Origin of the sequence: Peribacillus simplex NBRC 15720 = DSM 1321 (assembly GCF_002243645.1) — a bacterium.
GTDB lineage: Bacteria > Bacillota > Bacilli > Bacillales > DSM-1321 > Peribacillus > Peribacillus simplex.
This window is the reverse complement of sequence record NZ_CP017704.1, coordinates 1,490,220-1,513,699: the sequence shown is the minus strand read 5'-3', so window position 1 is coordinate 1,513,699 and position 23,480 is coordinate 1,490,220. Positions and strand designations below refer to the sequence as shown.

Genomic DNA, 23,480 nt, shown 5'->3' with positions numbered 1-23,480 from the left:
ATACTCTTACTTTAACGTTTCTTTGTGTCAGCAAGATGTCAAGAAAAATAAACTTAAATGTTATTTTAAAAAGAAAGGGAGAAACTGAAATGAAGTCTGCCTTTAATGAAAAAGAAACCGTTTGGGTAATGATGCCGAACAAGGACCTGCATAGGCCGATATTTAACAATGATGTGCGGATAGTATCATGACAGAGGATTTTTGGTCACCAGTCAGGCTATCGATACAAGTAGCGGGACTATCGGGTATCCTTGTTTTCATTTTAGGAATTATCCTAGCGCGAATGATGGCTAAAAAGCAATTCAGGGGAAGAGTCCTGTTGGAAACAGCGTTTTTATTGCCGCTTGTTTTGCCGCCTTCCGTCGTTGGTTTTTTATTGATTGTGATTTTTGGCAAGAGTGGAATCCCGGGACAATTCATTGAAAGGGTTTTTGATCAGCCCCTGATGTTCACGTGGTGGGCGGCGGTCATTGCATCTACCGTGGTAGCGTTTCCGCTTATGTATCAATCTGCTAAAACGGGCTTTGAAGGTATAGATGAAGAAATCGAAAATGCAGCAAGGGTAGACGGGGCCGGCGAGTGGAGATTATTCCTGAATGTATCCCTTCCATTGGCGGTCAAATCCATCGTCACAGGTGCCATCTTAAGTTCTGCGCGTGCGTTGGGGGAATTTGGGGCCACACTCATGTTTGCCGGAAACATTCCCGGACAGACACAAACCATACCGACTGCGATTTATATCGCCATGGACTCCGGGAATATGACATTAGCCTGGCTATGGGTTGCCGTAATCATTGTCATTTCATTCATTATGCTTTTTATCGTGACATACATAAAATGAATGCTTTTTCTCGTATATGCTTATGAATAAGAGAGGTGCGGCTTCTACGTCCTCTTTATGAATGAAGCCGTTTTTTTCGTAAAGGTTCCGTGCAGGCAGGTTCATTTTACCGGTCGAAACGGATATCTTTTCCCAGTCGCAGTGTAATTGAAGAGCATGCAACAGTGCATCCGCGATACCCTGCCGAAAATAATCAGGATGGACGACCATTCGGCAAATCAGCAATTGACCATTCTCTTTTGTATAAGATATTGCACCCGCTATGGCATCACCCTTTAAATAGCATAAAAACGTTTCATGACAATGAATGAATTGTTCATATGTTTCCAATAGAGGAGGTATATCGGCAAAACCGATCATTTCAGCTTCCACCTTATAGGCTTCTTTCTGAAGTTTAAAAAGCTGCTGGCCGTAATCGAAGTCCAGGTCCCGAATTTTCATGATCAAATCCTATCACTCCCTTTCCTTACATTATTAAGGAAGAGGGAGATTATTGTTTCTAATCAGTCTGTGTTATAATCGACAAACAATATGAACTAATGAAATGAGGAAGAAATTTGTTAACATTTGAAGAAAAATTGAGCATCATTGAAACTTTTCCGGAATTACAGCGAAAAGACGTTTCATTGGGACGTGTGAACTTCCATTATCCAGATAGTGTCCAGGAGAAAAAGATCGTCGTTCAGCACTTGCATCCCAATGGAAATGGATTCGTTTACGCAGGGCATATGAGAAAAAAAGACACTGACCGTAAAGGGTTTATCAATATACGTGACTATAATGAAGCGGAATTAAAAGAATTGATTCAAAAAAGCGTGGATTACCTATCTGAACCTCCTGTTGAATTCGAAGAAGAGGAAAACGAGTTCGCTAGGTTGGAAGGGACATGGATTGGCCCTGAAAAGCAAGAGCTTACACTTGAAAGGGAAGACCTGCTTTGGAATGTGTATTCAGGGTCGAATCTTGAGGAGTGTTTCGAGAGTCCAGTAGAGGCGGAGCGCTACTTATTGGACGAAGGCTTCCGACAAACCAAGAAGAGGAATATGTAGAATTTTAGGATAATTTGTCGGTTGATTTACTGCGATAATCTTGTTTTTTTAGGATTTCCCATGATATAATATAAGTAATTATTTTTGTTCGGAATAAGTTTGATAGAAGGATTTACTGTAATAGGATTCCTCTTGAAACATTATCCAGAACCAAAAATAGTAATAAAATGGATTTTTCCAAACACAGGAGGAACTATCATGGTACAAGGTAAAGTAAAATGGTTTAACGCAGAAAAAGGTTTCGGTTTCATCGAAGTTGAAGGCCAAGACGATGTATTCGTACATTTCTCAGCTATCCAAGGTGAAGGCTTCAAAACGCTTGAAGAAGGCCAAGAAGTTTCTTTCGAAATCGAGCAAGGCGCTCGTGGACCACAAGCAGCTAACGTTCAAAAATAATTGAACGCATATAAAAAAAGACTCCGATTTTGGAGTCTTTTTATTTTTCTTTTTTTTCGGCCATTTCCTTTAATACTTTGTCCAATTTTTCTTCGATCCGTTTAGAACGATTAAAATGCCCTGACAGGAAAAACACGATGAATATAACGAATACGACAAGCGCTAGCATAAAAAGGATAGGCAGGAACTGGGTTATATTTTCAGTCATTGGATATTATCTCCTTTTTTCTTCCATTATACTTCATGCTTACCGCTGCTATGCTAGTGGGACCCAAGTTTTTTTAAAAAAAACTGAAAGGGGATATGCAAAAACGCATATCCCCTTTCAGTCAGTTCTGGAATAGCGAGGCGAACTTTTGAAGTCTGGGCAAGTCTGATTTTTGATACATCTGTTCTATCTTCAATGTCACCAATAACTGGCTCTTGGCAAATAACATATCCCGGAAATGATCAACCGCCCCACAAAAATGATTATAGTTGGTTTCACCAGTGCCGAAGACTCCCGTTTTCAGATGGGCAATAGGCAACTGTTCCAGTTCTTTATAAAGTGCTGCTGATTTAGCGGGAAGCTCCCCATTGCCCCATGTATAGGTGCCGATAATCAAAGCATCGTAATCCGGCAATGTACGTAAATCAAATTCATTCATTCGATATAGTTCAGCTTCAGGTAAAAGGGAAGTAAGGGCTTCAGCAAGCGCTTTTGTATTGCCGCCGGCAGAATGATAGACTATGGCAACTTTACAGCTCATCGAACCCATTGCTGGCATTTACTTGACTGTATGTCCTTGACTTCTGTTCGAAGAAATCGGTTTTGGTAAGTCCGATGGATTCATCATCGAACGTTTTGATCCATGGCATCGGGTTCTCGTCATACTCTCTATACAAATTTTCAAGGCCTAGCATACGTAACCGTTTGTTGGCGATATATTCGATGTACTCATTGAATTCTTCCAAATCGAGATCGGCTTTGGTTTGGATATCTTCGAGCATATATTCAGACCATTCCTTTTCGAGTTCGACTGCTTTTTCAATCGTTGTATAGATGAACTTAGTATTTTCTTCATTATTTAACTCAGGATATTCATACATCAAGATTTGAACGAGCATTCCAATGAAATCGAAATGGACCATTTCATCGCGATGAATATAGGATATCATCGTAGCGGAACCGGTCATTAAATTTTGGCGTCCTAAATTATAATAAAAGGCGAAAGCCAGGTAGAAATAAATCCCTTCAAGGTTCGTTGAATGGATCAGTGCCTCGAATAAATGCTGAGGGCTGGGATCATCCACGAACGTTTGATAAGCATCAACGATCGGTTGGTTACGCTTAATCACTTCAGGATGTTCTTTAATGCGGTCGAAAAGCTGTTTTTGCTTGCCTACCGGAATCAAGGAAGCAAGGATATAGGAATAAGATTCATTATGGATCGATTCCTGCTGGGCCATGTTGGCCAGGATAGCCTTTGCCGCCGGATCCTTGATGTACCGAAGGATTTCTACTAAAGTGGGCGTTTGAAGACTGTCCATTCCAGCAATCATCGTAAGGATATCGAGAAAAGCGTCCTGGATATCTTCGTCCAATTCGCCCCACTGCTTTTTATCCTGAATCATGTTCACGCTCGAAGGCTTCCAAAAGTTATTGATGAGCTGTGTATAGGTATCATAGAATTTTTCATACTGAATATCGTTCCAAAGGAGGAAGCCTGAAGCTTCTCCTTTGAAAACACCGGTTGCCTTGGTTGGATGCGTTGGTTCCAGCATCCGAATCTTTTTGATATGATTGGTCATTCGTGAAAACTCCTTTAATAGATTACTGGGTTATGATTGTCGTTAACTTGAACAGCTTTCGCAGGCATTGTCATATTCGGAAGAAGTCGAACGAACATAATACGTTGATTTCAACCCGCTTTCCCATGCCGTTAAATGGATATCCAATAGGACCTTCGCTTTGATTGTATTGTGTACATACAGATTAAAGCTGATTGCTTGGTCAATATGGCGTTGGCGGGCTGCATTTTGCCTGATGCTTTCCAGTTGGTCCAAATTAAATCGCGTCTTTTTATAATATTCATAAGTTTTTGGCGTCAAGCCTGGTGCGGTCACCTTGAATTTGAAGTTTTTCTTTTCTTCGTAAAATTCAATTTCATACAAAGGATCGATTCCATCCGTGGAATTACCGATTTTAGCGGTCGATGAATTGGGTGCAATGGCCATTAAATATCCATTACGGGTCCCGTGTTCCTGCACGTCTGCTTTTAAATCCATCCATTTTTGATCTGTATAGTCACGCAGTTCGAAATAGCTCCCTGTATGCCAATCCGATCCTTCAAAATATGGGTATGATCCTTTTTCCTTGGCTAATTCGTTGGATGCCTTAATTGTTAAGTAAGCGATCTTTTCGTATAAAGCATCGGCATAGTGAACAGCCTCATCGGATTCCCAATAAATATTCTGTGTGGCAAGTAAATGATGCCATCCAAACGTTCCTAAACCAATTGCCCGGTAACGTTTGTTCGAGATGGATGCTTGTTTGACAGGAAGATTATTCACATCAATGACATTATCCAGCATACGGATCTGAATGGGAATCAATCTTTCCAAAACATCACTGCCCACCGCTCGGGGCAAGTTAATGGATGAAAGGTTGCAGACAACGAAATCGCCGCTTTTACGAACCACAACAACATCTCCATCTTCTGTTTCATATTCATCCGTGATCGTCGAAGGGCTTAGGTTTTGGGCAATCTCCGTGCAAAGGTTAGAGCAATAAATCATACCTTTATGTTTATTGGGATTCTTCCGGTTCACTTCATCGCGGTAGAACATATATGGTACGCCTTCTTCCAATTGAGAAATCATGATGCTTTTCATGATGTCCATCGCATTGATTTTTTCAAAGCTATAGTTTGGAAGCGTGCCATTTTCTGCGGCCTCGACAGCAAGTGCATAATGATTCCTGAAGCTTCCTTCGCCTTTCTTCTCGTCATAAAGATCTTCAAGTGAAAATCCAAGGGTTTGCTTAACGGTATGCGGATCGAAAAGATACCATTCTTTTCTGTCGCGTACAGCCTCCATGAATAAATCAGGTATGCATACACCTGTAAAAATATCATGGGCTTTTAATCTGTCATCCCCGTTTTGTGTTTTCAAATCGAGGAAGCTCATGATATCTTTATGCCAGGCATCCAAGTAAATCGCGATGGCACCTTTACGTTGACCCAATTGATCGACACTTACAGCTGTCTGGTTGAATAGTCGAATCCAGGGAGTCGTGCCGGAACTGTTTCCAGAGAAACCTCGGATATCAGAACCAAGAGAGCGAATCTTACCAACGTAAAGACCGACGCCGCCACCGAATTTAGATACTTTTGCTGCATCGTAGTTAGATAGGTAGATGCCGTCAATGGAATCTTCAATTGCGTCGATAAAGCAAGAGCTTAACTGTCCATGTGTTTTACCTGCGTTGGAGAGTGTAGGAGTCGCAACGGTCATATAAAGATTGGACATGGCCCAGTATGCTTCTTTTATAAGTTGCAGGCGGTGCTCCGTTTTTTCCAATCGCATGATTTCCATCGCGATGATCATGAAGCGTTCTTGTGGCAGTTCGTAGACCTTGTCCTTTTTTGGGCGGGCTAGGTAGCGATCGTTTAATAAGTAGATGCCTATGTAAGAGAATAATTTATCTTTTTCCGGGTCGATCACCGAACCCAATTCCTCAATTTCCGCTTTTGTATATGAAGATAGCAGTTCTGATTTATAAATGGGATAACGCTGACCTTCTGAAAGCTGGGAAAGTTCCGTGATCAGTTCATAGAATGGACCATAACTCATGCCTTCATAACCTCGATTGGCTCGTGCATCCCTATACATTGTATTCAATAGTTCTGCTGCAGCAACAAACGTCCAATCTGGAGCATCAATATCCACACCTTCAAGAGCGAGCTGAATCAGTTTTCTTGATGCCTGTTCTTCGGTTGAGTCACTTTTGCGATCAAGCCATTTTGTAAAACGCTTTTTGAACTTTTCCATATCGAGACGGCCTTCGAACTCCTTCGATAACATCTCAAGCTGGATGGATTTCGTTTCTGTGTCATTTTCACTTATGGTAGAGTTATATGTTTGAGTCATTAATATTCCTCCTTGTTAACTTCCGCTAAAATAAAAAAAAAACCGCCCAATGAATTGAGCGGATCAAACGATAGAATAAAAGAGCCATGAAAAAATAGCCGTTATACTATCGTTTCATCATCTCAATCCCCGAAGAATAAGAAACGTGAAAAATTCAAGGCAGGTCTCCTGACTCATGATCATCCTACTTTGAGTCCTTCCCGTATAGAGAGCTATACAGTGGTTTCTCATTTCGTCACATTTACAGTTGCGGGGACAGTTCCGGGTTTACACCGGATTCCCTTTTCAGCCATCACTGGCACCTTGGATTATAAAAAAATTCTATATATAGTTATTATTATTGTTTATGTAATCAATATCTAGTATTTCTGCTTATATTATCGTAAGCCATATACGATGATAATTCAACTAATATATTTGAAAAAAAACAGCCCTTATCTATTGACAAAGTGAGGGTAGAAGGTGAAGGAATGAAAGTTTTTATTGGGGAATGGGTAATTCAGGCGCTGATTTTACGGGATTTTGTGTTAAAATAAATTGTCTAGTAAAGGTGGCTCTCCCTTATTGCGATGAGGGGATTCGCGGAAAAATATTTATGAAAAAGGGGATAAAATCTTGGAAAAAGTATTAGTTTTTGGACATAAAAACCCGGATACAGACACAATCTGTTCAGCAATCGCTTATGCAGATCTGAAAAAGCAGTTAGGTATCAACGCTGAACCAGTTCGTCTCGGTGAAGTGAATGGTGAAACTCAATATGCATTGGACCAATTCAAATTCGATGCTCCCCGTCTTGTGGAAAAAGTTTCAGGGGAAGCTGACGGCGTAATCCTGGTCGATCATAACGAACGCCAGCAAAGTGCTGAAGATATTGACCAAGTCCGTGTGTTGGAAGTTATCGACCACCACCGTATCGCTAACTTTGAAACAAGCGATCCTTTATATTACCGTGCGGAACCAGTTGGTTGTACGGCAACCATTTTAAATAAAATTTATAAAGAAAACGGAATTGAAGTCCCTAAAGCAATTGCAGGTCTTATGCTGTCTGCCATCATTTCCGATTCTTTATTGTTCAAATCACCGACCTGCACGGAGCAAGACGTTGCAGCAGCATTGGAACTGGCTGCCATTGCGGGAGTCGACGCTGAAACATACGGCTTGGAAATGTTGAAAGCTGGAGCTGACTTGAGCGACAAGACGATTGCCCAGCTTATCACTCTTGATGCAAAGGAATTCTCCATGGGAATGGCTAAAGTGGAGATAGCACAGGTCAATGCTGTAGATCCGAACGAAGTCCTTGCTAAGCAAGCAGAATTGGAAGCGGCGATTGAAGCGGTCATCGATGTGAAGGAATTGGACTTATTCCTATTCGTCGTAACGGATATCTTGACTAATGATTCTGTTGCCTTGGCTCTTGGTAAAGCAGCTTATGCAGTGGAAAAAGCATACGACGTTTCATTAAACAATAACATAGCCGTCTTAGAAGGCGTTGTATCGCGTAAAAAACAAATCGTGCCGGTCTTAACGGACGTATTCAGCAAATAATACAGAAAAAGGGGGTGCTCATTAAAAACATGGGCATCCTTTTTCTGTACATGCAAAAAAAGACTCAACCATCCATTAAGGGTGTTTGAGTCTTTTTTCTTAATTCAAAGCTTCCTTTTCTTTTTCATAGGCGATGACAATCAATTCTTTATTGGCTTCCTCGCCAAGTTTGCTTTCAAAACTTTTCAGTTCATTCAATAAATCCGGTGACAGATTTGCTGCCGTATAATCCTGCTCGGGTGTCATGCTTTTCGCTCCTTTCAAAAGAAAATAATTCACGTTATCTATTTTGTCGGTTTGAAAAGTTTCTATTCAGCAGAATTTTACTACTTCAAGATATTTTACTTTCTGAGGTGGCGAGTTTTTCAAGCAATAACGAACTTTCGTCATCGAGTCCTTGCACTTGGACAGTTATTCCCTGAAGCTGATATTTAAGGACAACCGTATCAACAGCACCGACTGCTGAAGCATCCCAGATTTTAGAAAGGGAAAAGTCTATGACGATTGCATCTGCTTTTTCCTTGAAGTCGAACTTCGAAACAAAGTCCTGGACAGAAGCGAAAAATATTTGTCCGCTGATACGATAAATGATTTTCTTAGCCTGGATGTCTTCCGTTTTCTCTACAGTTACTTTAGAAATTTTAGCCGAGAAGAAAATCATACTCAAGAGCACTCCAGCAAATACCCCTTTAGATAAGTCATGAGTATAAAGGACAATGAGGACCGTCACGATCATCACGGCAGCATCTGACTTTGGAGCTATAGTGAGCCTCTTTAGGGAAGACCAGTCAAAGGTCCCGATTGAAACCATGATCATGACTGCGACAAGTGCAGCCATCGGTATTTTAATAAGGACATCATTCAATACCACGATTAATACCATAAGGAATGCGCCAGCTACAAAAGTGGAGAGCCGGCCCCTTCCTCCTGATTTAATGTTGATGCCGGATTGGCCGATCATCGCACATCCTGCCATTCCTCCAAAACATCCGGCAATGATATTCGAAATCCCCTGGCCTTTGGCTTCCTTATTTTTATTACTGTCCGTGTCAGTCATCTCATCAACTATTTGAGCTGTCAATAACGATTCAAGCAACCCCACAAACGCAAGGGCTATGGAATAAGGGAAAATGATCGCCAAAGTTTCGAAGGTCAAAGGGATGTCTGGAAGCATGAACATCGGAAGCGCTTCGGTCAATTGCCCCATATCCCCTACAGTCCGCACTGTAGCCCCCGTGGTAACTGCAACGATCGTCATGAATATGATGGCGACAAGTGGTGAAGGTATGATTTTCGTGATCAGCGGAAAAAGATAAATGATAGCTAATGAAACGGCTGTCATGACATACATGACCCATGTTTCGCCCACGAAATGGGTGAGCTGTGCCGTGAAAATCAAGATGGCTAAAGAATTCACAAAACCAGTCATGACCGGCTTCGGAATGAACTTCATTAATTTCCCGATTTTTAAAACCCCTAGTAAAATTTGTAGCAACCCAGTCAATATTGTTGCAGCAAGTAAATAGTTCAAGCCATGATCTTTAACAAGGTCGACCATGACGAGTGCCATTGCGCCAGTGGCAGCCGATATCATTCCCGGCCTTCCGCCGACAAAAGAGATGACGATGGCAATGCAGAATGAGGCATATAGACCAACCATTGGGTCAACGCCAGCAATGAGCGAAAAGGCAATCGCCTCCGGAATCAATGCCAAGGCAACGACAATTCCCGATAGGACATCTCCTCTAACGTTGCCGAACCATTCCTGTTTGTATGCAGATGTATTCAAAGAAACACTCCTTCTTTCTTTTATATATGTGTGTTGAATTCTTTTTTTAACGCACTAAATTATAGCATGAGCCCTTCTTTCTATCTATATGGATAATATAAACGACAAGTCGAGGGCTATTCATTTCTTACATTGGCGAATCAAGGTAAAATGCCTTAAGAGAGAGTTTTCAAGAAATGACGATGAGCAACAAGAAAGGGCGAAAAATTTCCAAAGGCTTCTGAAAGACTTCGCTTTATGATTCAGATTTTTCTGCATTTAAATGTGTTATTCTTTTATTATGGATGAAAATGGGGGTTACTCCTATGAATAAGAGTGAGAAAAGAATGAAACTAGTGGAAAAAATTGAGAATCATTTAAGACTGACGGCAAGAAATTTAGTGAAATTCGATACAATCCAAGAAACATTGGATTTTACGGTGGAATCATTTCAATTGGAATTTTCATGGGACTTTGTGGCAATCGTATTGAGAGATGATGATCGTTTATATCCAAAAGTATGGAAAGGCGGTTCGCCGCATTTTGCAGATTCTTTTCCCATTCACCTTAGTGAATGTTCCCCGGAAATTCTCGAAGAAGGATGGGATATTAGGAAAAAGGAAAGCAGCCTCAATTGTGAATTCTATAAATTAATGAAGAATGAAATGATTTCAACTTGGTTCACCGTTCCTTTAAAAGATGAGGGAGTTAGCTATGGATTCTGTATAATCGGTTTTCATAATTTCGTTCCTTTGATTTCTGAAGTGGAGAGGATTTTTGTTGAATTTGGAAAAGATGTTGCAGTTGCCATGCAGCTTGCGAAGGAAAAGGAATTTGAGAAAAGGAAGTTAAACAGCATCAGTTGGGTCAATGAAAATGTGACGCCAGGTTCGTCGATGGAAGAATTGGTGCAAAAGGTGCTTGAGCTATCATGTGAAGGAACCAAGGCTGAAGCAGCCTCAATTTATTTATACGATGAATCGGAAAACTGTTTTAATTTGCAAAGCCCTTCGATAGGATCTCCAAAACTGGAGGAAACAATCATGGTCAAGGGGGAGAATGAATTACATGCCTATTTCCCATACTTTGAAAAATCGGGTGGCATTCAGTTGTCGGTTCCGTTGGTAGTGAATCTTAAGACTGTAGGAATGATTCATTTAGCGAATAAGGCAATGGGTGCATTTACATTGGGGGACCTCGAGCTATTAAAATTCCTCTCGAACCATGTGGCCGCATTATTTGAAAATGCGAGGTTATATTTAAATGAAATACAGTTGAAGAAGCGGTTACAACAAATCATGGGCTATCAGCAGGAGCTGGTTAAGGAAACATTGTATGGGGAGGATTTTGATGTGATAACGGACACACTCAGCGGGTTGTTGTCCTGTTCGATCATTCTGTTCGATAGATTTTTCAGGTACATCTCCATTCATCTGGAAAATGAAGATGAATCCTCACTACCAGATATATATAGCCTCATCGAAAAAGAAAAAGCTGGAATCGGTAAAGAAAAAAAAGGAATGTGGCTCGGGAATTTTAAAAATGAATCGACTGCGATTGGTTTTTGGCCAGTTATAGGAAGTGGTGAATTATTAGGTTATTTAGCGATCATCACGAATGAAAATGCCGTGGATGAGGTTACGAATTTAACAATTGGACATGCGCTTAATGTGTATGCCATTCAGTTCATTAAGCAAAAATTGATCATGGAAACGAAAGAACAGGTAAAGGACAGTTATATAACTAAATTGTTCGAAGAGAAAATCGAAGATAAAGCTAAAATAGTCGAATATGCGACACTGATGAACATTGATCTATACAGGCCACACCGGATTGCAGTATTGAAACTGGAAGAGGAGTCACTTCCTGCCCATTCGAATCTAATTGAAAGAGAGGCAGAAAAAGCCTCGGAATGGGATCATATGAAAGAACAACTTTATCTTAAATATAAAGAAATCATCGTGACTAAACGGGATGATATGATGATTTTGATGATACCGGTGGAAAGGGAAAATAAACTCGCATCCTCATACTGGGAAGGGATTTATCATTATCTTAGTGAACAGCCGATATTAAAGAAGCTTTCATTGACGATACATATGGGGGTGGGTGGAACCACCAATAAGCTGGAGGATTATTATTATGCCTACAAACAGGCCATGCATGCCTATAATGTCAGCCGAAATGGATTCCCGAAGAATGGCTTGGCCATTTTTGACGAATTGGGCTCCTACACGCTATTGAATAACTTGAAAGACCCTGGACTTGCCGATTTATTCCTTAAGAAATATTTGGCCCCATTGATGGAATATTCAAAGGGAAGCGGAGCAGATCTAATGGGAACGTTAAGAGCCTACTTATTCAATAACGGAAATTCTAAAAATACCATGGATTCACTTTTCATACACCGCAGTACATTGCGTTACCGATTGGAACGGATCCATGACATTTTGGATATGGATTTAGAAGATGCAGAAACGCGGTTGAATCTGATGATCGCTTATAAACTGCATGATTTATATCAATCGAGTCAGCTATAGTCCGCCGCTCATTAACTTTACAAAGCAATGACAAAAGACCTTGAAAGGGTCTTTTTTTATGTCGATTTTGTGTGTAATCTGGGTCAGCATAAGGAGGCATGGGAAGATGGCTTTTGTTTACCGGAACAATAACTTCCCTTTACAACATACATGGAAGTGGTGAGGGTGAAAAGGCCAGCTCTATCAAAGTTTGGGAGTAGGAACCCTCCCGGTGTTAAGAGGCTATTCCTTATCAATGATACTGGATTTACATAAAGGACATGTAACTTCTTTATAATGCTTGAACCTGATCTTTCGAAGGTCGCTTCTGGTCAACATTGCGAATACATTATATCTTGTGCCGCATGCACAAGTATTTTTATCTTTAACTATGTGTCTCTCATCCGTAGTAGCTGAATAAATGGTTGGAAAGAACATATATAACCCTCCTTGTTTTAATTTCAGGCAAATTAAAAAGGGGCAAGAAATTGATAATAAAGTGATCCATTCAAGAAAAATCTTGGCAGCCCGGCTGCCATGACAACTAAGTTGTTGGTTTAGGCCCGTGGCTTTGCGTCTTTTACTTTCATAAAATTTGCCTAAAATAATCTTAACATAAAATTTAATGCGTGATGAAGTGCAGAAAAAATACTTATCAGTTTATGGCTTTGGCCAACCTTCACCTTTTATTCAAAAGTTTCATCAAGAATCTGCAGGGTTGTCTAAAATATAGACGGAAAATCGAGAAGAAAGATTTGAAACGGGTACTTTTATAGTTGCTAGGTATATTACATTATTGAACTCTAATTTTGGGAAATTAGTGAATAAGACAAATGGTTTGTAATCGATTCGTACAAAAAGTACGAATGGAAGAGACCCTTTTGGTACGCTATGTACCTATAACTTGGGAAACCATGGATATATAATGACAAATATCAGGTAATAAAATTAATATTCTGTCAATTAGGAGGACGGCTATGGATTTCAACTTAACCGACGACCAGCAAGCGATTGTATCTATGGCAAGAGATGTAGTGAATGCTGAAATCATCCCACTGGCAAGGGAGTTCGATGAAAAAGAGGCATTTCCGGTGGATATCATGAACAAGTTGAGGGAGTGCGGATTATTCAATCTTTCGATTCCTGAAGAATACGGCGGTCCAGGTATCGATAAATTATCACATGCCTTAATCGTTGAAGAAATAGCAAGAGGCTGTGCTGGCATAGCAACTTCATTGGAAGCCAATTCCCTTTCTTCTTACCCAATTTTAGTTGGAGGGGATGAAGCCCTTAAGCAAAAATATTTGAAACGATTAACACAGGAAGGGCAATATGCTTCTTTCGCCTTAACTGAACCGGGTGCAGGCAGTGACGTATCTGGCATGTCATCGACTATTGTAAGCAAGGACGGCGGTTATCTATTAAATGGGGAAAAGTGTTTCATCACCAATGCAAGCTTTGCCCATTTCTATGTGGTACTTGCCAAGCAGACACTTGGAAATGGGGAAACTTCTTTTACCGCTTTGGTTGTCGAAAGGGATTCTGAAGGTATTACAGTCGGTGAAAAGGAAAAGAAAATGGGCCTTAGAGCATCCAATACGGCTTCGGTTATCTTTGATGATGTCTTTGTACCTTTTGAAAATCGAATTGGAGAAGAGGGACAAGGTTTTAAGATTTTCATGAAGGCTCTTTCCTTTGCAAGGCCGATGGTTGGTGCCCAAGCAGTGGGAATTGCTCAGGGAGCATATGAAAGCGCTTTAAATTATGCGAAGGAAAGAAAACAATTCAAAAAGCCGATTGCGAATTTTCAATCCATCCAATTCATGCTTGCGGATATGGCGATGACCATCGAAGCATCTAGATTATTGGTTCATAAATCCGTATTTCTATTAGAAAGTGGAGTACCTTCAGCGAAGCATGCTTCTTTCGCTAAATGTTTCGCTGCTGATACTGCCATGAGAGTAGCTGAGGATGCGGTGCAGATTCATGGCGGCTACGGGTTCATTCGGGAATATCCGGTAGAGAAGTACTTCCGTGATGCAAAAATCATGCAAATTTATGAAGGTACCAATCAAATTCAACGTGTCATCATTGCAAAAGAGATACTAAGTTAATTTAAAGAGGAGGAAAAGTAATATGACTGAAACGATTATCGGTGTTGTGGGATCGGGCACAATGGGAGGCGGAATCGCACATCAAGCAGCTCTATCAGGTTTCAAAGTAATACTATGTGATGTAGAAGATAGATTTTTGGATCAAGCTATCAATAGAATGGAAACGTTCATGGATAAAAGCGTAGCCAGAGGCAAGATGAAGGAAGAGCGAAAGCCGGAAGTGCTGGGTAGAATCAAGAAAACGACTGATTTGGAAGATTTAAAGGATGCCAACTTTGTCATCGAAGCCATCATTGAGAATTTGGAAGCGAAGAAAGAAATATTTTCCCAGTTGGATAAAGTTCTTGGCAAAGAGGCGATAATTGCCACCAATACTTCATCGATGTCGATCACGGTCATTGCAGGAGCTACCAAGCGGCCTGATAAGGTAGCGGGTATGCATTTCTTTAACCCGGCACAAATCATGAAATTAGTGGAAGTGGTCCGTGGCTATAATACGAGCGATGATACCGTTTCGAAACTAATGGAACTTTCTAGGGCATTTGGAAAAGAACCAATCGAGGTTAAAAAAGATTCACCTGGATTCATCGTGAATAGAATCATGATTCCGCAATTCATCGAAGCAATCAAATTGGCTGAAGAAGGGGTGGCTTCTTATGAAGATATCGATAAAGCCGTTAAATTGGGTTTGAATTATCCGATGGGTCCTTTTGAATTGCAGGATTTTGCCGGTGTCGATATTGGTTTACATGTCATGGATTATTTTTACGATGAATTTAAGGATGGGCGTTTTGCCGCTCCGCAACTAATCCGTCAAATCGTGAATAGCGGACGTACAGGGAAAAAGGCAGGTGCAGGATTCTATGACCATGACAAAAAGTGAGGGGGCAATGAATATGGAGCTGGAAGTGCTAAAATATGAAATTGAGCTGGGGGTAGCCACCATATATTTGAATAGGCCCCCTCATAATCCACTAAACTGGCAATCTTTTAAAGAACTTTCCTTGCTGATGGATCAATTGGATCGTGACAACAGGGTAAGAGCAGTCATCATTACAGGCAGCGGTGATCGATCATTTGCAGCCGGTGCTGACATTAAAGAAATGATGGATCTGTCGGAAATGGAGATTCTCCAGAATAATGAAATTTCTCGTGAGGCGTTCGGAAAAATGGAAAGGTTGTCAAAACCGGTAATTGCAGCCGTGAATGGGCTGGCTTTAGGCGGAGGTGCGGAGCTTGCACTTGCCTGTGACTTGATCATTTGTTCAGATCGGACGAAATTCGGGTTTCCGGAAATTAATCTTGGGATTATTCCAGGTGGCGGCGGAACTCAGCGTTTCCAACGTTTGGTTGGCCAAAAGGCGGCTAAGGAAATTTTATACTTGGGCGAAATGTTCTCTGGTGATAGAGCATATGAACTTGGTTTTGTTAATAAGGTCGTTCCTGCAAATCAACTGTTGGCGGAAGCGAAAGAATGGGCAGTCAAATTGGCTGGAAAACCATCTATGGCTATGAAAATGATGAAGAAGGCAGTCAATGCAGGTGCCAATACAGATTTAGATACGGCATTGGATATAGAATTGGCATGCTTTGGGAATGCATTTGCATCTCCTGACCGTAATGAAGGCATGCAGGCGTTCGCAGAAAAAAGAAAAGCTAATTTCAATTGATGAAATGGGAGCTTTAGTATAGGTTAAAGGGAGGATTTGAAACATGGCAGGAAACGATATCGTATTAATAGAAGGAGCAAGAACGGCATTCACTGAATTTGGAGGTTCTTTCAAAGATATTTCGGCCATTGATCTTGGTGTGACAGCTACCAAAGAAGCATTGTCACGTTCAGGGATCAGCCCTGAAGAAGTTGACCAAGTCGTGATGGGCAATGTTATCCAATCAAGCGGGGACGCTGTATTCCTTGGCAGGCACATCGGATTGAAATCCGGTATTCCCCAGTCGACGCCAGGGCTTACCGTCAATCGTTTATGCGGTTCTGGATTGCAGGCCATTGTATCGGCTGCCCAATCAATAAGGCTTGGGGAATCTCATGTAGCACTTGCTGGCGGTGCGGAAAATATGAGCCAAATCCCCCATGTTATCCGCGGTGCACGATTCGGTATTCCTCTTGGACAAGCGCCAATGGCTGATTTTCTATGGGAGTCCCTCTATGATCCATACGGGGATTGTACAATGTCGATCACGGCAGAGAATATTGCCGCAGAATACGGAATAACAAGAGAGAGTTGTGACGAGTTTGCTGTAAGAAGTAATGAGCGGGCATTAGCAGCCATTGAGAAAGGATATTTTGGAAAGGAAATTACGCCTGTAGCGATTAAAACGAGAAAAGGTGAAATGTGGATTGACCGTGATGAACATCCTAGGGAATCAACTTATGACAAACTTTCCAAGTTGAAGGCACGGTTTAAAGATAATGGGGTCGTTACTGCAGCAAATGCAAGCGGGATCAATGATGGAGCGGCAGCAGTGATCCTGACATCTTCGGATTACGCTGAAAAAAATAACCTAAAGCCGCTAGCCCGCCTCGTTTCCTATGGGATTTCCGGGGTAGATCCAAAATTCATGGGACTGGGTCCGGTTACGGCCGTCAAGCAAGCGCTTTCAAAAGTGGGTATGAAAACTAAAGATCTCGATCTGGTGGAAATAAACGAAGCATTTGCTGCACAATATCTTGGGTGTCAAAAACTGCTGGATTTTGACCCGGAAATCGGAAATGTCAATGGAGGTGCAGTAGCGTTAGGGCATCCGCTAGGGGCAAGCGGTGCACGCATTTCACTATCCTTGATTTATGAATTGCAAAGACGAGGGAAAAAATATGGTGTCTCTTCCCTGTGCATAGGTGGAGGCCAAGGCATCGCTGCAATCTGGGAAGCGATTCAGTGAATCATTCAGTTAGGGAAGGGGGCAGGCATTTGATGGCCAATCAGTTTGAAGGGGATGCTTGTACAGTATCACAGGTCTTTAAACATGCAGTTTTGAACACTCCTGAAAAAGAAGCTATATATGATGGAGAAAAACGTCTTACTTACGGTGAAATTGATGCTGAGGCTGATTTATTGGCCTCTGGGTTGATCTGGAGTGGGATTGAAAAAGAAGATCGGGTTGCTGTCTGTTTACCGAATTGGAATGAATTCATGATCATTTTCATGGCATTATCTAAAATCGGAGCAATCCTGATCCCCTTAAATATAGATTATCGCAAAAATGAAATCATATATATTTTAGAAAATTCGGGTGCGAAAGCTGTTTTTTTCACTAATGCGATTGGAAAAGTCGATCAGCTTTCGCAATTGATGGAAGCCCAAAAGAATATCCCCACATTGAAACAACTGATCTCCGTCCGTTTTCAACAAGATTCCATTAACAATTATGATCAATTAATTCAATTAGGAAGAAGTAGTCAAGCGGTAGTGAAAACTGAGGTTGGAAAAGACGACATCTGTGTAATTCTTTATACTTCCGGAACGACTGGAAATCCAAAGGGCGTCATGCTGGCCAATGGGAACATGGTGAGCATATCGAGGACAGCAGCAAACAAAATGGAGTGCAGTCCTGAAGATGTATTTTTAATTCCTGTACCATTATTCCATATCATGGGCTTGATGCTCATGTTGCGATCCATTACCTGTCGGGGAAGACTCGTTTTAATGGAAAGATTCAAAGCCGAGAAGGCATTGGAGTTCATTCAACATGAAAAGGTGACCGTTCATCCTGGAGTGCCTACCATGTTCATCCTCGAATTGAATCACCCTAAATTTCCTTCATATGATCTATCGAGCTTACGGACGGGGGAAATGGCTGCTGCACCTTGCCCGATTGAAATCCTCCGTCGGATCAAGATTGAGATGAAATGCAATATCTTGGTGGCGTATGGCATGACGGAAACATCGGCCAGTTTAACTATGACGAATTTTGAGGATGATGATCTTCTAAGGGCCGAAACGGTTGGCAGGGCGATGCCTGGTGCTGAAGTGAAGATTGTGAATGAGAACCGGGAAGAGGTCCCGCCAGGCACAGTCGGGGAACTTGCATGCAAAAGTCCAGGTTTGATGAAGGGTTACTTCCGGATGGAGGAAGAAACAAGAAAGTCCAAGGATGAACATGGGTGGTTTTATACGGGGGATCTGGCGACGATGGATGATGCCGGATATATACGTATTGTCGGGCGGAAAAAGGAATTGATCATCCGTGGGGGATACAATATCTATCCGCGTGAGGTTGAAGAAGTCTATTATCAACACCCTAATGTAATGGAGGCGGCCATCATCGGTTTACCGGATACAGTCCTTGGTGAAATCACATGTGCGGTGATCCGGCTGAGACCAGGTAAACGAGCATCAGAGGAGGAAATGAGAAGTTTTGCCGAAGAGAAACTCGTTTCCTATAAGGTCCCGAACAAATTTGTCTTTTTAGATGAGCTCCCTATGACATCATCAGGGAAAATATTGAAACGGGAATTGATTAGGAAAATTAAATCAGAGCTTAAAGAAGAATTACGGTAAGAAAGAAGGAGGAAAGAGTATGAGGGAAAATGAATATGAAGTCATCATCGAATTCGGGGAGACGGATGGTGCGGGCATTGTTTATTTTCCTAATTATCTAAAGTGGTTCGATAATGCAACCCATCGATTTTTCCGTGAGATGAACTTGCCCTTATCGCACTTAACAAAGGAAAAGAATATTATTCTGCCGTTGATCGATGTGCGTTGTACGTTCGAAAAACCGCTTCATGATGAACAAAGGATAGTCATTAAGACGACTGTGGGAAAAATGAGTGCAAAAACCATTCAATTCAATCATGAAATATACCTGGATGGTGAAAGGGTCAGTAATGGTTATGAACTCCGTGGTTGGGTTTTTAAAGGGGACGATGGGATATCTGCTCAGCCGATACCAAAGGAAATTCGGGAATTATTATCATGTGATGATGTAATTGAACAAGAACGAAGTGCTATTTAGATAAAAGCCGGAAGAGGGCGATCATGGTATGGATTCTATTCAAAAGCAAGGCGTCATTTCAAAGCAAGGGTGGATTATGATCATCCTTTTGTTTTTCTTGACCGTCATCAGTAACGTGGACAAAGCCATTATTGGGTTTGCTTCCGTTCAGATCATTGATGAGTTAAAGATCACGCCTACGCAATGGGGATTAGTGGGTAGTGTGTTCTTTTGGTTATATTCTGTATCAGCCATTTTGATGGGTGCTTTATCGGATAAAACAGGTGCCAAGCGTGTCATCACAATGATTGCCGTAATATGGGCTATAGTCCAATTCTCTACTTTTTTTGTTTATAGTCTCCCATTATTATTGGCAACCAGACTCATTCTAGGGGCCGGGGAAGGTCCGGCCTATTCGCTGGCCATGACTTCCGCCTCTAAATGGCTGCCTAAACAAAAGCTTAGTTTTGGGTTGACGCTCGTTTCGATAGGAGGACCATTGGGTGTGGCCATTTCAGCTCCCGTCTTGATGTATATCATGCAAAGCTTCGGATGGCGAAGCGGGTTCATTGCCACTGCCGTTGTGGGTGTAATTTGGGTGCTCATCTGGTTGAAGTTCAGCAAGGAACAACCGGAAGTGAAGGATTCATCTGCCGCCGCATCCAAAACACTTGAAGCGGATGAGGAAGAAAAGGAAAAGGAAACTAGATTCATATTTTCATTATTTTCAAAAAACTTCCTTTTCATCGCGCTCTGTGGTTTTGCAACATACTGGTCTTATACCTTTGGATTGAACTGGTTGCCAAATTACTTGGCTAATGTCAGGCAAATCAGTGAAGCTCAATTAAGCTTTGCAGTAACAGTTCCATGGATTTTAATCACTCTCTCTCAGTTATTCTTTTCCTTTGTATCGGATAGGCTGTACAGTAAGACGAATAGTATCATCCGTTCCAGGGTATTCGTACTCGGGCCGGTCATGATAGCAGGATCTGTATGCTATATCCTTGGAACCATGGTTTCTTCTGATATCCTGGCTGTCGGGCTGCTTTCTTTAGGATTGACATTTGGATGCATCACCTTAATTCTCGGACCGACTTTGTTAGTCAATCTTATCTCCAAAAGGCATCAAGGGAAAATTCAAGGGTGGTTCATGGCCATTGCCTCATTGGGAGGGATTGTGGGTCCATATATAACAGGGCTATTCGTGGAAAAATCCGTGTCGGCAGCAGCTGGTTTCCAATATTCCTTTTTCATGTGTGCAGGACTTTTGTTCGTTTTTGGCCTCACTGCCTGTATCGGAATACGACCGAAACGAAATCTAGTTCCAGAAGTATCTAGCACTACAGCTGTATGAGCATTGAACATGAGAAAGCCTGCTTCCATCTGGAAGCAGGCTTTCTTGCCAATGTGTGATCAATGTGATCTGGCCAACTCTGGATTGCGGTGCATCGCGAAATAGAGGACAAGTCCGGCTATGAGGAGTAACGTGCTGGTCGTGATGAAAACGGCGGAGAATCCGTAGAAACCAGCAACCATTCCGCCCATTGCGGGTCCGATGATATTGCCTAAAAAGCGTAGGCTCGTATTGTACCCAAGTACTTCCCCCTGCATGGCAACAGGAGCTTCTTGGCGAATGTAGGCAATCCTTACAGGGATGATGCCGCCTATTGCCATGCCTAGTATGAAACGTACCAAAACAAGCTGCCAAAAATGATTGATGAAGGCACCGGGCAAGTAGACTGTAGCAGTCAGAAAAAGAAGCAGCACAAGAATCTTCACATGTCCATGCCGATCACCTATCTTGCCCCAGTGACGCGCCATCAATAAATTCCCTAGGCCTGCTGCAGAAAAGGCGATACCTGAATAAAATCCAAGATTGGAAGTTCCATGCAGCTCGCCAACGTATAAAGAAAGAATGGGCTGAATGCTGAAGTGGGCAACTTGAACAAGAGTCGAAATGAGCATGACATTCACCAGGATGGGATTCCTTAAGATATGCGAGAGAACCTCCCTGCTTGTATAGCTCGACTTTGTTCCCTTTTGCCGTTCCATTTGGTACTCCTTGGTTGCAAAAACAAGAAGTCCAGAGATGAAAATGGTGATGGAGGTGAATTTAAAGGCGGTTGAATAGCCGAGTGTGTCTGCAAGCAGGCCGCCAAGTAATGGTCCGAAAAGGGAACCGGTAATATTTCCCGTTTGCAAGGTTCCCAGTACGCGTCCGGCAATTTCTTTTGGGGTCTGCGTTGATATGAAGGCCTGTGACATGGAAATGAAGCCAGTGAATATTCCGGTGAACATCCTTAAGACGAATAGCTGCCAAACATTTTCAACGAATCCCATCAGGAAAATGGACAGCCCCATCCCAAAGGCACAGGCAATCAAGATTTTCTTTCTGCCGTACCGATCACCAATTCGTCCCCAAATGGGAGAGAATAAAAAGGCAGTCACAAACGTGATTCCAAATGTCAATCCGGACCAATGCTGGATATATTGAGTCGAATAATCCCCGAATGTACCAATGTATAAGGATATGAATGGGAGAACCATCGTCATGCTCCCGCCTATGAAGAAATTGGCGAACCACATGATGAAAAGATTCCGTTTAGCTATTTTATGAGCATTCATTTTACATACAACACTTCTTTCCTCCGAAAAAAACTTCGGGTTCCTAAATAATAGTATACATAATTTAACTAATTAATTAAACGAATTTGTTTTACTGGTTTTTTAATGAATGTGCAAATGGTATAATGTGAAAATATTGATTTTTCAGAAAAATTAAACAAAACGAAAGGTATTTACTTTTCCATTTAAAGGAGTTTTTAACATGTTGACGATTTTAGGATTTTGCATGATTTTAACGTTTCTGGTCTTAGTCATCACAAAGCGTTTATCAGTGGTTGTCGCTTTTATCTTCACGGCGATAGCTTTTGGTCTGATTGGTGGCTTTGCCTCGGAAATGGGAGATATGATGGTTGCGGGTATTTTAAAGGTGACACCGACAGCAGTCATGATTGTTTTTGCTATTCTATACTTTGGTTTAATGATTGACGTTGGTTTATTCGAGCCCATGATCGCTAAAATACTCAGTTTTGTAAAAGGAGATCCGTTAAAGGTTGTCATGGCAACCGCCATTATAACCATGTTGGTAGGTTTGGATGGAGATGGTTCTTCCACATTCATGATCACCGTTTCAGCCATGCTGCCGCTTTATATCAAATTAGGGATGAACAGGCTAGTATTGGCATGTGTCGTTGGTTTAGCCGCTGGCGTCATGAATATGATTCCTTGGGGAGGTCCTTTGGTCAGGGCGGCCGCGAGCCTTCAGGTTGAAGTATCGGAGTTATTCATTCCTCTCATTCCGGTCATGATTTGCGGTCTTTTATGGACGCTTTTTTCGGCATATGTACTTGGCAAAAAGGAAAGGGAGAGATTAGGAGTCAGCTCCCTGGGAACGAACATGCAACCTGGTCTGGGCGAACAGGCTGCAGCTGTTGAAACCGCACCTAAAGGAACATCCAAGCTTTTTTGGTTTAATTGGTTCTTGACGATTTTACTGATGGTTTTGCTGGTGATGGAAGTGCTGCCGATCCAAATCTTATTTGCCACCGCTTTTGCGATTGCACTATTCGTTAACTTTCCGAACCCAAAAGAACAGCAGGAAAGGATTTTAAGTCATGCCAATAGTTTCGTGATGATCTGTACTCTCATTTTCGCAGCAGGGATTTTTACGGGTGTATTCACAGAAACAAAGATGATGGACTCGATGGCTGCTTCAATCGTAACTGTCATTCCAGAGTGGCTCGGGGCACATTTGCCACTGGTGGTAGCGCTGACGAGCATTCCGATGGGGTTCATTTTTTCACCTGATGCCTATTACTTTGGCATTCTACCAATAATAAGTGAAACGGCATCGAACTTCGGTATTGCTCCTGTAGAAATCGGAAGGGCGGCTTTATTAGGCCATTCGACCGCAGGGTTCCCATTATCGCCATTGGTGCCTGCAACATTCATATTGATTGGCCTTGTAGGCGTGGATTTTGGGGATCACCAAAAATTCCTGTTTAAATGGGCGTTTGGGACAACCATCATCATGACGATCGCAGCCATTACTTTCGGGGTCATCACTTTGTAAAATGTGAGCTCATTAAGCTATATTGTAAA

The 23,480-nt window shown here is 41.8% G+C and carries 21 protein-coding genes and 2 riboswitches; of the genes, 13 read left to right on the top strand and 8 right to left on the bottom strand.

The window, feature by feature from the left end:
* Positions 1-187: 187 nt before the first annotated feature.
* Positions 188-841: a molybdate ABC transporter permease subunit gene (gene modB, locus BS1321_RS07145; protein WP_063232355.1), complete on the top strand. Its 654-nt coding sequence runs from the start codon at positions 188-190 to the stop codon at positions 839-841.
* On the opposite strand, the gene BS1321_RS07140 is transcribed toward modB, so the two are convergent.
* Complete coding sequence (locus BS1321_RS07140) at positions 803-1,282, bottom strand: GNAT family N-acetyltransferase (protein ID WP_069981686.1); 480 nt, start codon at positions 1,280-1,282, stop codon at positions 803-805. The genes modB and BS1321_RS07140 overlap by 39 nt on opposite strands.
* Before the next feature lie 116 nt (positions 1,283-1,398).
* On the opposite strand from BS1321_RS07140, the gene BS1321_RS07135 reads away from it, so the two are divergent.
* Positions 1,399-1,890: a hypothetical protein gene (locus BS1321_RS07135; RefSeq protein ID WP_063232353.1), complete on the top strand. Its 492-nt coding sequence runs from the start codon at positions 1,399-1,401 to the stop codon at positions 1,888-1,890.
* A gap of 198 nt (positions 1,891-2,088) precedes the next feature.
* Entirely contained in the window at positions 2,089-2,286 is a 198-nt protein-coding gene (locus tag BS1321_RS07130) for a cold-shock protein (protein WP_028393295.1), read from the top strand.
* Between the two features lie 40 nt (positions 2,287-2,326).
* On the opposite strand, the gene BS1321_RS27375 is transcribed toward BS1321_RS07130, so the two are convergent.
* The 4 genes from BS1321_RS27375 to BS1321_RS07115 all read right to left on the bottom strand — a co-directional run bounded on the left by BS1321_RS27375 (position 2,327) and on the right by BS1321_RS07115 (position 6,417).
* Positions 2,327-2,494, bottom strand: a complete 168-nt coding sequence (locus tag BS1321_RS27375; RefSeq protein ID WP_155726447.1) for a hypothetical protein — start codon at positions 2,492-2,494, stop codon at positions 2,327-2,329.
* 121 nt (positions 2,495-2,615) lie between these two features.
* On the bottom strand, positions 2,616-3,053 hold the full coding sequence (locus BS1321_RS07125) for a flavodoxin domain-containing protein (protein WP_081112850.1): 438 nt from the start codon (positions 3,051-3,053) through the stop codon (positions 2,616-2,618).
* The gene (locus tag BS1321_RS07120; protein ID WP_063232351.1) at positions 3,025-4,077 is read right to left on the bottom strand and encodes a ribonucleotide-diphosphate reductase subunit beta; all 1,053 of its coding nucleotides are present in this window, start codon (positions 4,075-4,077) and stop codon (positions 3,025-3,027) included. The genes BS1321_RS07125 and BS1321_RS07120 overlap by 29 nt, the downstream gene beginning before the upstream one ends.
* A gap of 42 nt (positions 4,078-4,119) precedes the next feature.
* The gene (locus tag BS1321_RS07115; RefSeq protein WP_081112849.1) at positions 4,120-6,417 is read right to left on the bottom strand and encodes a ribonucleoside-diphosphate reductase subunit alpha; all 2,298 of its coding nucleotides are present in this window, start codon (positions 6,415-6,417) and stop codon (positions 4,120-4,122) included.
* 141 nt (positions 6,418-6,558) lie between these two features.
* Positions 6,559-6,738, bottom strand: a riboswitch (cobalamin riboswitch).
* Positions 6,739-7,032: 294 nt separating this feature from the next.
* Between BS1321_RS07115 and BS1321_RS07110 the strand changes: the two genes are divergently transcribed.
* Positions 7,033-7,962: a manganese-dependent inorganic pyrophosphatase gene (locus tag BS1321_RS07110; RefSeq protein ID WP_063232350.1), complete on the top strand. Its 930-nt coding sequence runs from the start codon at positions 7,033-7,035 to the stop codon at positions 7,960-7,962.
* Positions 7,963-8,061: 99 nt separating this feature from the next.
* Here the strand turns inward: BS1321_RS07110 and BS1321_RS27370 are convergent, their stop codons facing one another.
* Positions 8,062-8,208: a hypothetical protein gene (locus tag BS1321_RS27370; RefSeq protein WP_155726446.1), complete on the bottom strand. Its 147-nt coding sequence runs from the start codon at positions 8,206-8,208 to the stop codon at positions 8,062-8,064.
* A gap of 85 nt (positions 8,209-8,293) precedes the next feature.
* On the bottom strand, positions 8,294-9,751 hold the full coding sequence (locus BS1321_RS07105; protein WP_063232349.1) for a SulP family inorganic anion transporter: 1,458 nt from the start codon (positions 9,749-9,751) through the stop codon (positions 8,294-8,296).
* A 305-nt stretch (positions 9,752-10,056) separates the two neighbouring features.
* Here BS1321_RS07105 and BS1321_RS07100 point away from each other — a divergent pair, with 305 nt between their 5' ends.
* From BS1321_RS07100 to BS1321_RS07060, 8 genes are all read left to right on the top strand, one after another.
* Complete coding sequence (locus BS1321_RS07100; RefSeq protein WP_063232348.1) at positions 10,057-12,270, top strand: helix-turn-helix domain-containing protein; 2,214 nt, start codon at positions 10,057-10,059, stop codon at positions 12,268-12,270.
* Between the two features lie 498 nt (positions 12,271-12,768).
* Positions 12,769-12,859, bottom strand: a riboswitch (cyclic di-GMP riboswitch).
* 367 nt (positions 12,860-13,226) lie between these two features.
* Complete coding sequence (locus tag BS1321_RS07090; protein WP_063232346.1) at positions 13,227-14,363, top strand: acyl-CoA dehydrogenase family protein; 1,137 nt, start codon at positions 13,227-13,229, stop codon at positions 14,361-14,363.
* Positions 14,364-14,385: 22 nt separating this feature from the next.
* Entirely contained in the window at positions 14,386-15,246 is an 861-nt protein-coding gene (locus BS1321_RS07085) for a 3-hydroxyacyl-CoA dehydrogenase family protein (RefSeq protein ID WP_063232345.1), read from the top strand.
* Positions 15,247-15,259: 13 nt separating this feature from the next.
* Complete coding sequence (locus BS1321_RS07080) at positions 15,260-16,033, top strand: enoyl-CoA hydratase/isomerase family protein (RefSeq protein ID WP_063232426.1); 774 nt, start codon at positions 15,260-15,262, stop codon at positions 16,031-16,033.
* 43 nt (positions 16,034-16,076) lie between these two features.
* On the top strand, positions 16,077-17,261 hold the full coding sequence (locus BS1321_RS07075; protein WP_063232344.1) for an acetyl-CoA C-acetyltransferase: 1,185 nt from the start codon (positions 16,077-16,079) through the stop codon (positions 17,259-17,261).
* A 32-nt stretch (positions 17,262-17,293) separates the two neighbouring features.
* Positions 17,294-18,880, top strand: coding sequence for a class I adenylate-forming enzyme family protein (locus tag BS1321_RS07070; protein ID WP_063232343.1), 1,587 nt, complete (start codon positions 17,294-17,296; stop codon positions 18,878-18,880).
* Between the two features lie 19 nt (positions 18,881-18,899).
* On the top strand, positions 18,900-19,337 hold the full coding sequence (locus BS1321_RS07065; RefSeq protein WP_063232342.1) for an acyl-CoA thioesterase: 438 nt from the start codon (positions 18,900-18,902) through the stop codon (positions 19,335-19,337).
* Between the two features lie 28 nt (positions 19,338-19,365).
* Positions 19,366-20,670, top strand: coding sequence for an MFS transporter (locus tag BS1321_RS07060; RefSeq protein ID WP_063232341.1), 1,305 nt, complete (start codon positions 19,366-19,368; stop codon positions 20,668-20,670).
* 59 nt (positions 20,671-20,729) lie between these two features.
* Here the strand turns inward: BS1321_RS07060 and BS1321_RS07055 are convergent, their stop codons facing one another.
* The gene (locus tag BS1321_RS07055) at positions 20,730-21,941 is read right to left on the bottom strand and encodes an MFS transporter (RefSeq protein WP_063232340.1); all 1,212 of its coding nucleotides are present in this window, start codon (positions 21,939-21,941) and stop codon (positions 20,730-20,732) included.
* Positions 21,942-22,143: 202 nt separating this feature from the next.
* Between BS1321_RS07055 and BS1321_RS07050 the strand changes: the two genes are divergently transcribed.
* Positions 22,144-23,451: a CitMHS family transporter gene (locus BS1321_RS07050; RefSeq protein WP_063232339.1), complete on the top strand. Its 1,308-nt coding sequence runs from the start codon at positions 22,144-22,146 to the stop codon at positions 23,449-23,451.
* Positions 23,452-23,480: the final 29 nt, after the last annotated feature.

Coding starts and splice junctions, on each gene's coding strand:
- modB (WP_063232355.1), top strand. CDS start 188: ATGACAGAGGATTTTTGGTCACCAGTCAGGCTATCGATACAAGTAGCG.
- BS1321_RS07140 (WP_069981686.1), bottom strand. CDS start 1,282: ATGAAAATTCGGGACCTGGACTTCGATTACGGCCAGCAGCTTTTTAAA.
- BS1321_RS07130 (WP_028393295.1), top strand. CDS start 2,089: ATGGTACAAGGTAAAGTAAAATGGTTTAACGCAGAAAAAGGTTTCGGT.
- BS1321_RS27375 (WP_155726447.1), bottom strand. CDS start 2,494: ATGACTGAAAATATAACCCAGTTCCTGCCTATCCTTTTTATGCTAGCG.
- BS1321_RS07125 (WP_081112850.1), bottom strand. CDS start 3,053: ATGCCAGCAATGGGTTCGATGAGCTGTAAAGTTGCCATAGTCTATCAT.
- BS1321_RS07120 (WP_063232351.1), bottom strand. CDS start 4,077: ATGACCAATCATATCAAAAAGATTCGGATGCTGGAACCAACGCATCCA.
- BS1321_RS07115 (WP_081112849.1), bottom strand. CDS start 6,417: ATGACTCAAACATATAACTCTACCATAAGTGAAAATGACACAGAAACG.
- BS1321_RS27370 (WP_155726446.1), bottom strand. CDS start 8,208: ATGACACCCGAGCAGGATTATACGGCAGCAAATCTGTCACCGGATTTA.
- BS1321_RS07100 (WP_063232348.1), top strand. CDS start 10,057: ATGAATAAGAGTGAGAAAAGAATGAAACTAGTGGAAAAAATTGAGAAT.
- BS1321_RS07090 (WP_063232346.1), top strand. CDS start 13,227: ATGGATTTCAACTTAACCGACGACCAGCAAGCGATTGTATCTATGGCA.
- BS1321_RS07085 (WP_063232345.1), top strand. CDS start 14,386: ATGACTGAAACGATTATCGGTGTTGTGGGATCGGGCACAATGGGAGGC.
- BS1321_RS07080 (WP_063232426.1), top strand. CDS start 15,260: ATGGAGCTGGAAGTGCTAAAATATGAAATTGAGCTGGGGGTAGCCACC.
- BS1321_RS07075 (WP_063232344.1), top strand. CDS start 16,077: ATGGCAGGAAACGATATCGTATTAATAGAAGGAGCAAGAACGGCATTC.
- BS1321_RS07070 (WP_063232343.1), top strand. CDS start 17,294: ATGGCCAATCAGTTTGAAGGGGATGCTTGTACAGTATCACAGGTCTTT.
- BS1321_RS07065 (WP_063232342.1), top strand. CDS start 18,900: ATGAGGGAAAATGAATATGAAGTCATCATCGAATTCGGGGAGACGGAT.
- BS1321_RS07060 (WP_063232341.1), top strand. CDS start 19,366: ATGGATTCTATTCAAAAGCAAGGCGTCATTTCAAAGCAAGGGTGGATT.
- BS1321_RS07055 (WP_063232340.1), bottom strand. CDS start 21,941: ATGAATGCTCATAAAATAGCTAAACGGAATCTTTTCATCATGTGGTTC.
- BS1321_RS07050 (WP_063232339.1), top strand. CDS start 22,144: ATGTTGACGATTTTAGGATTTTGCATGATTTTAACGTTTCTGGTCTTA.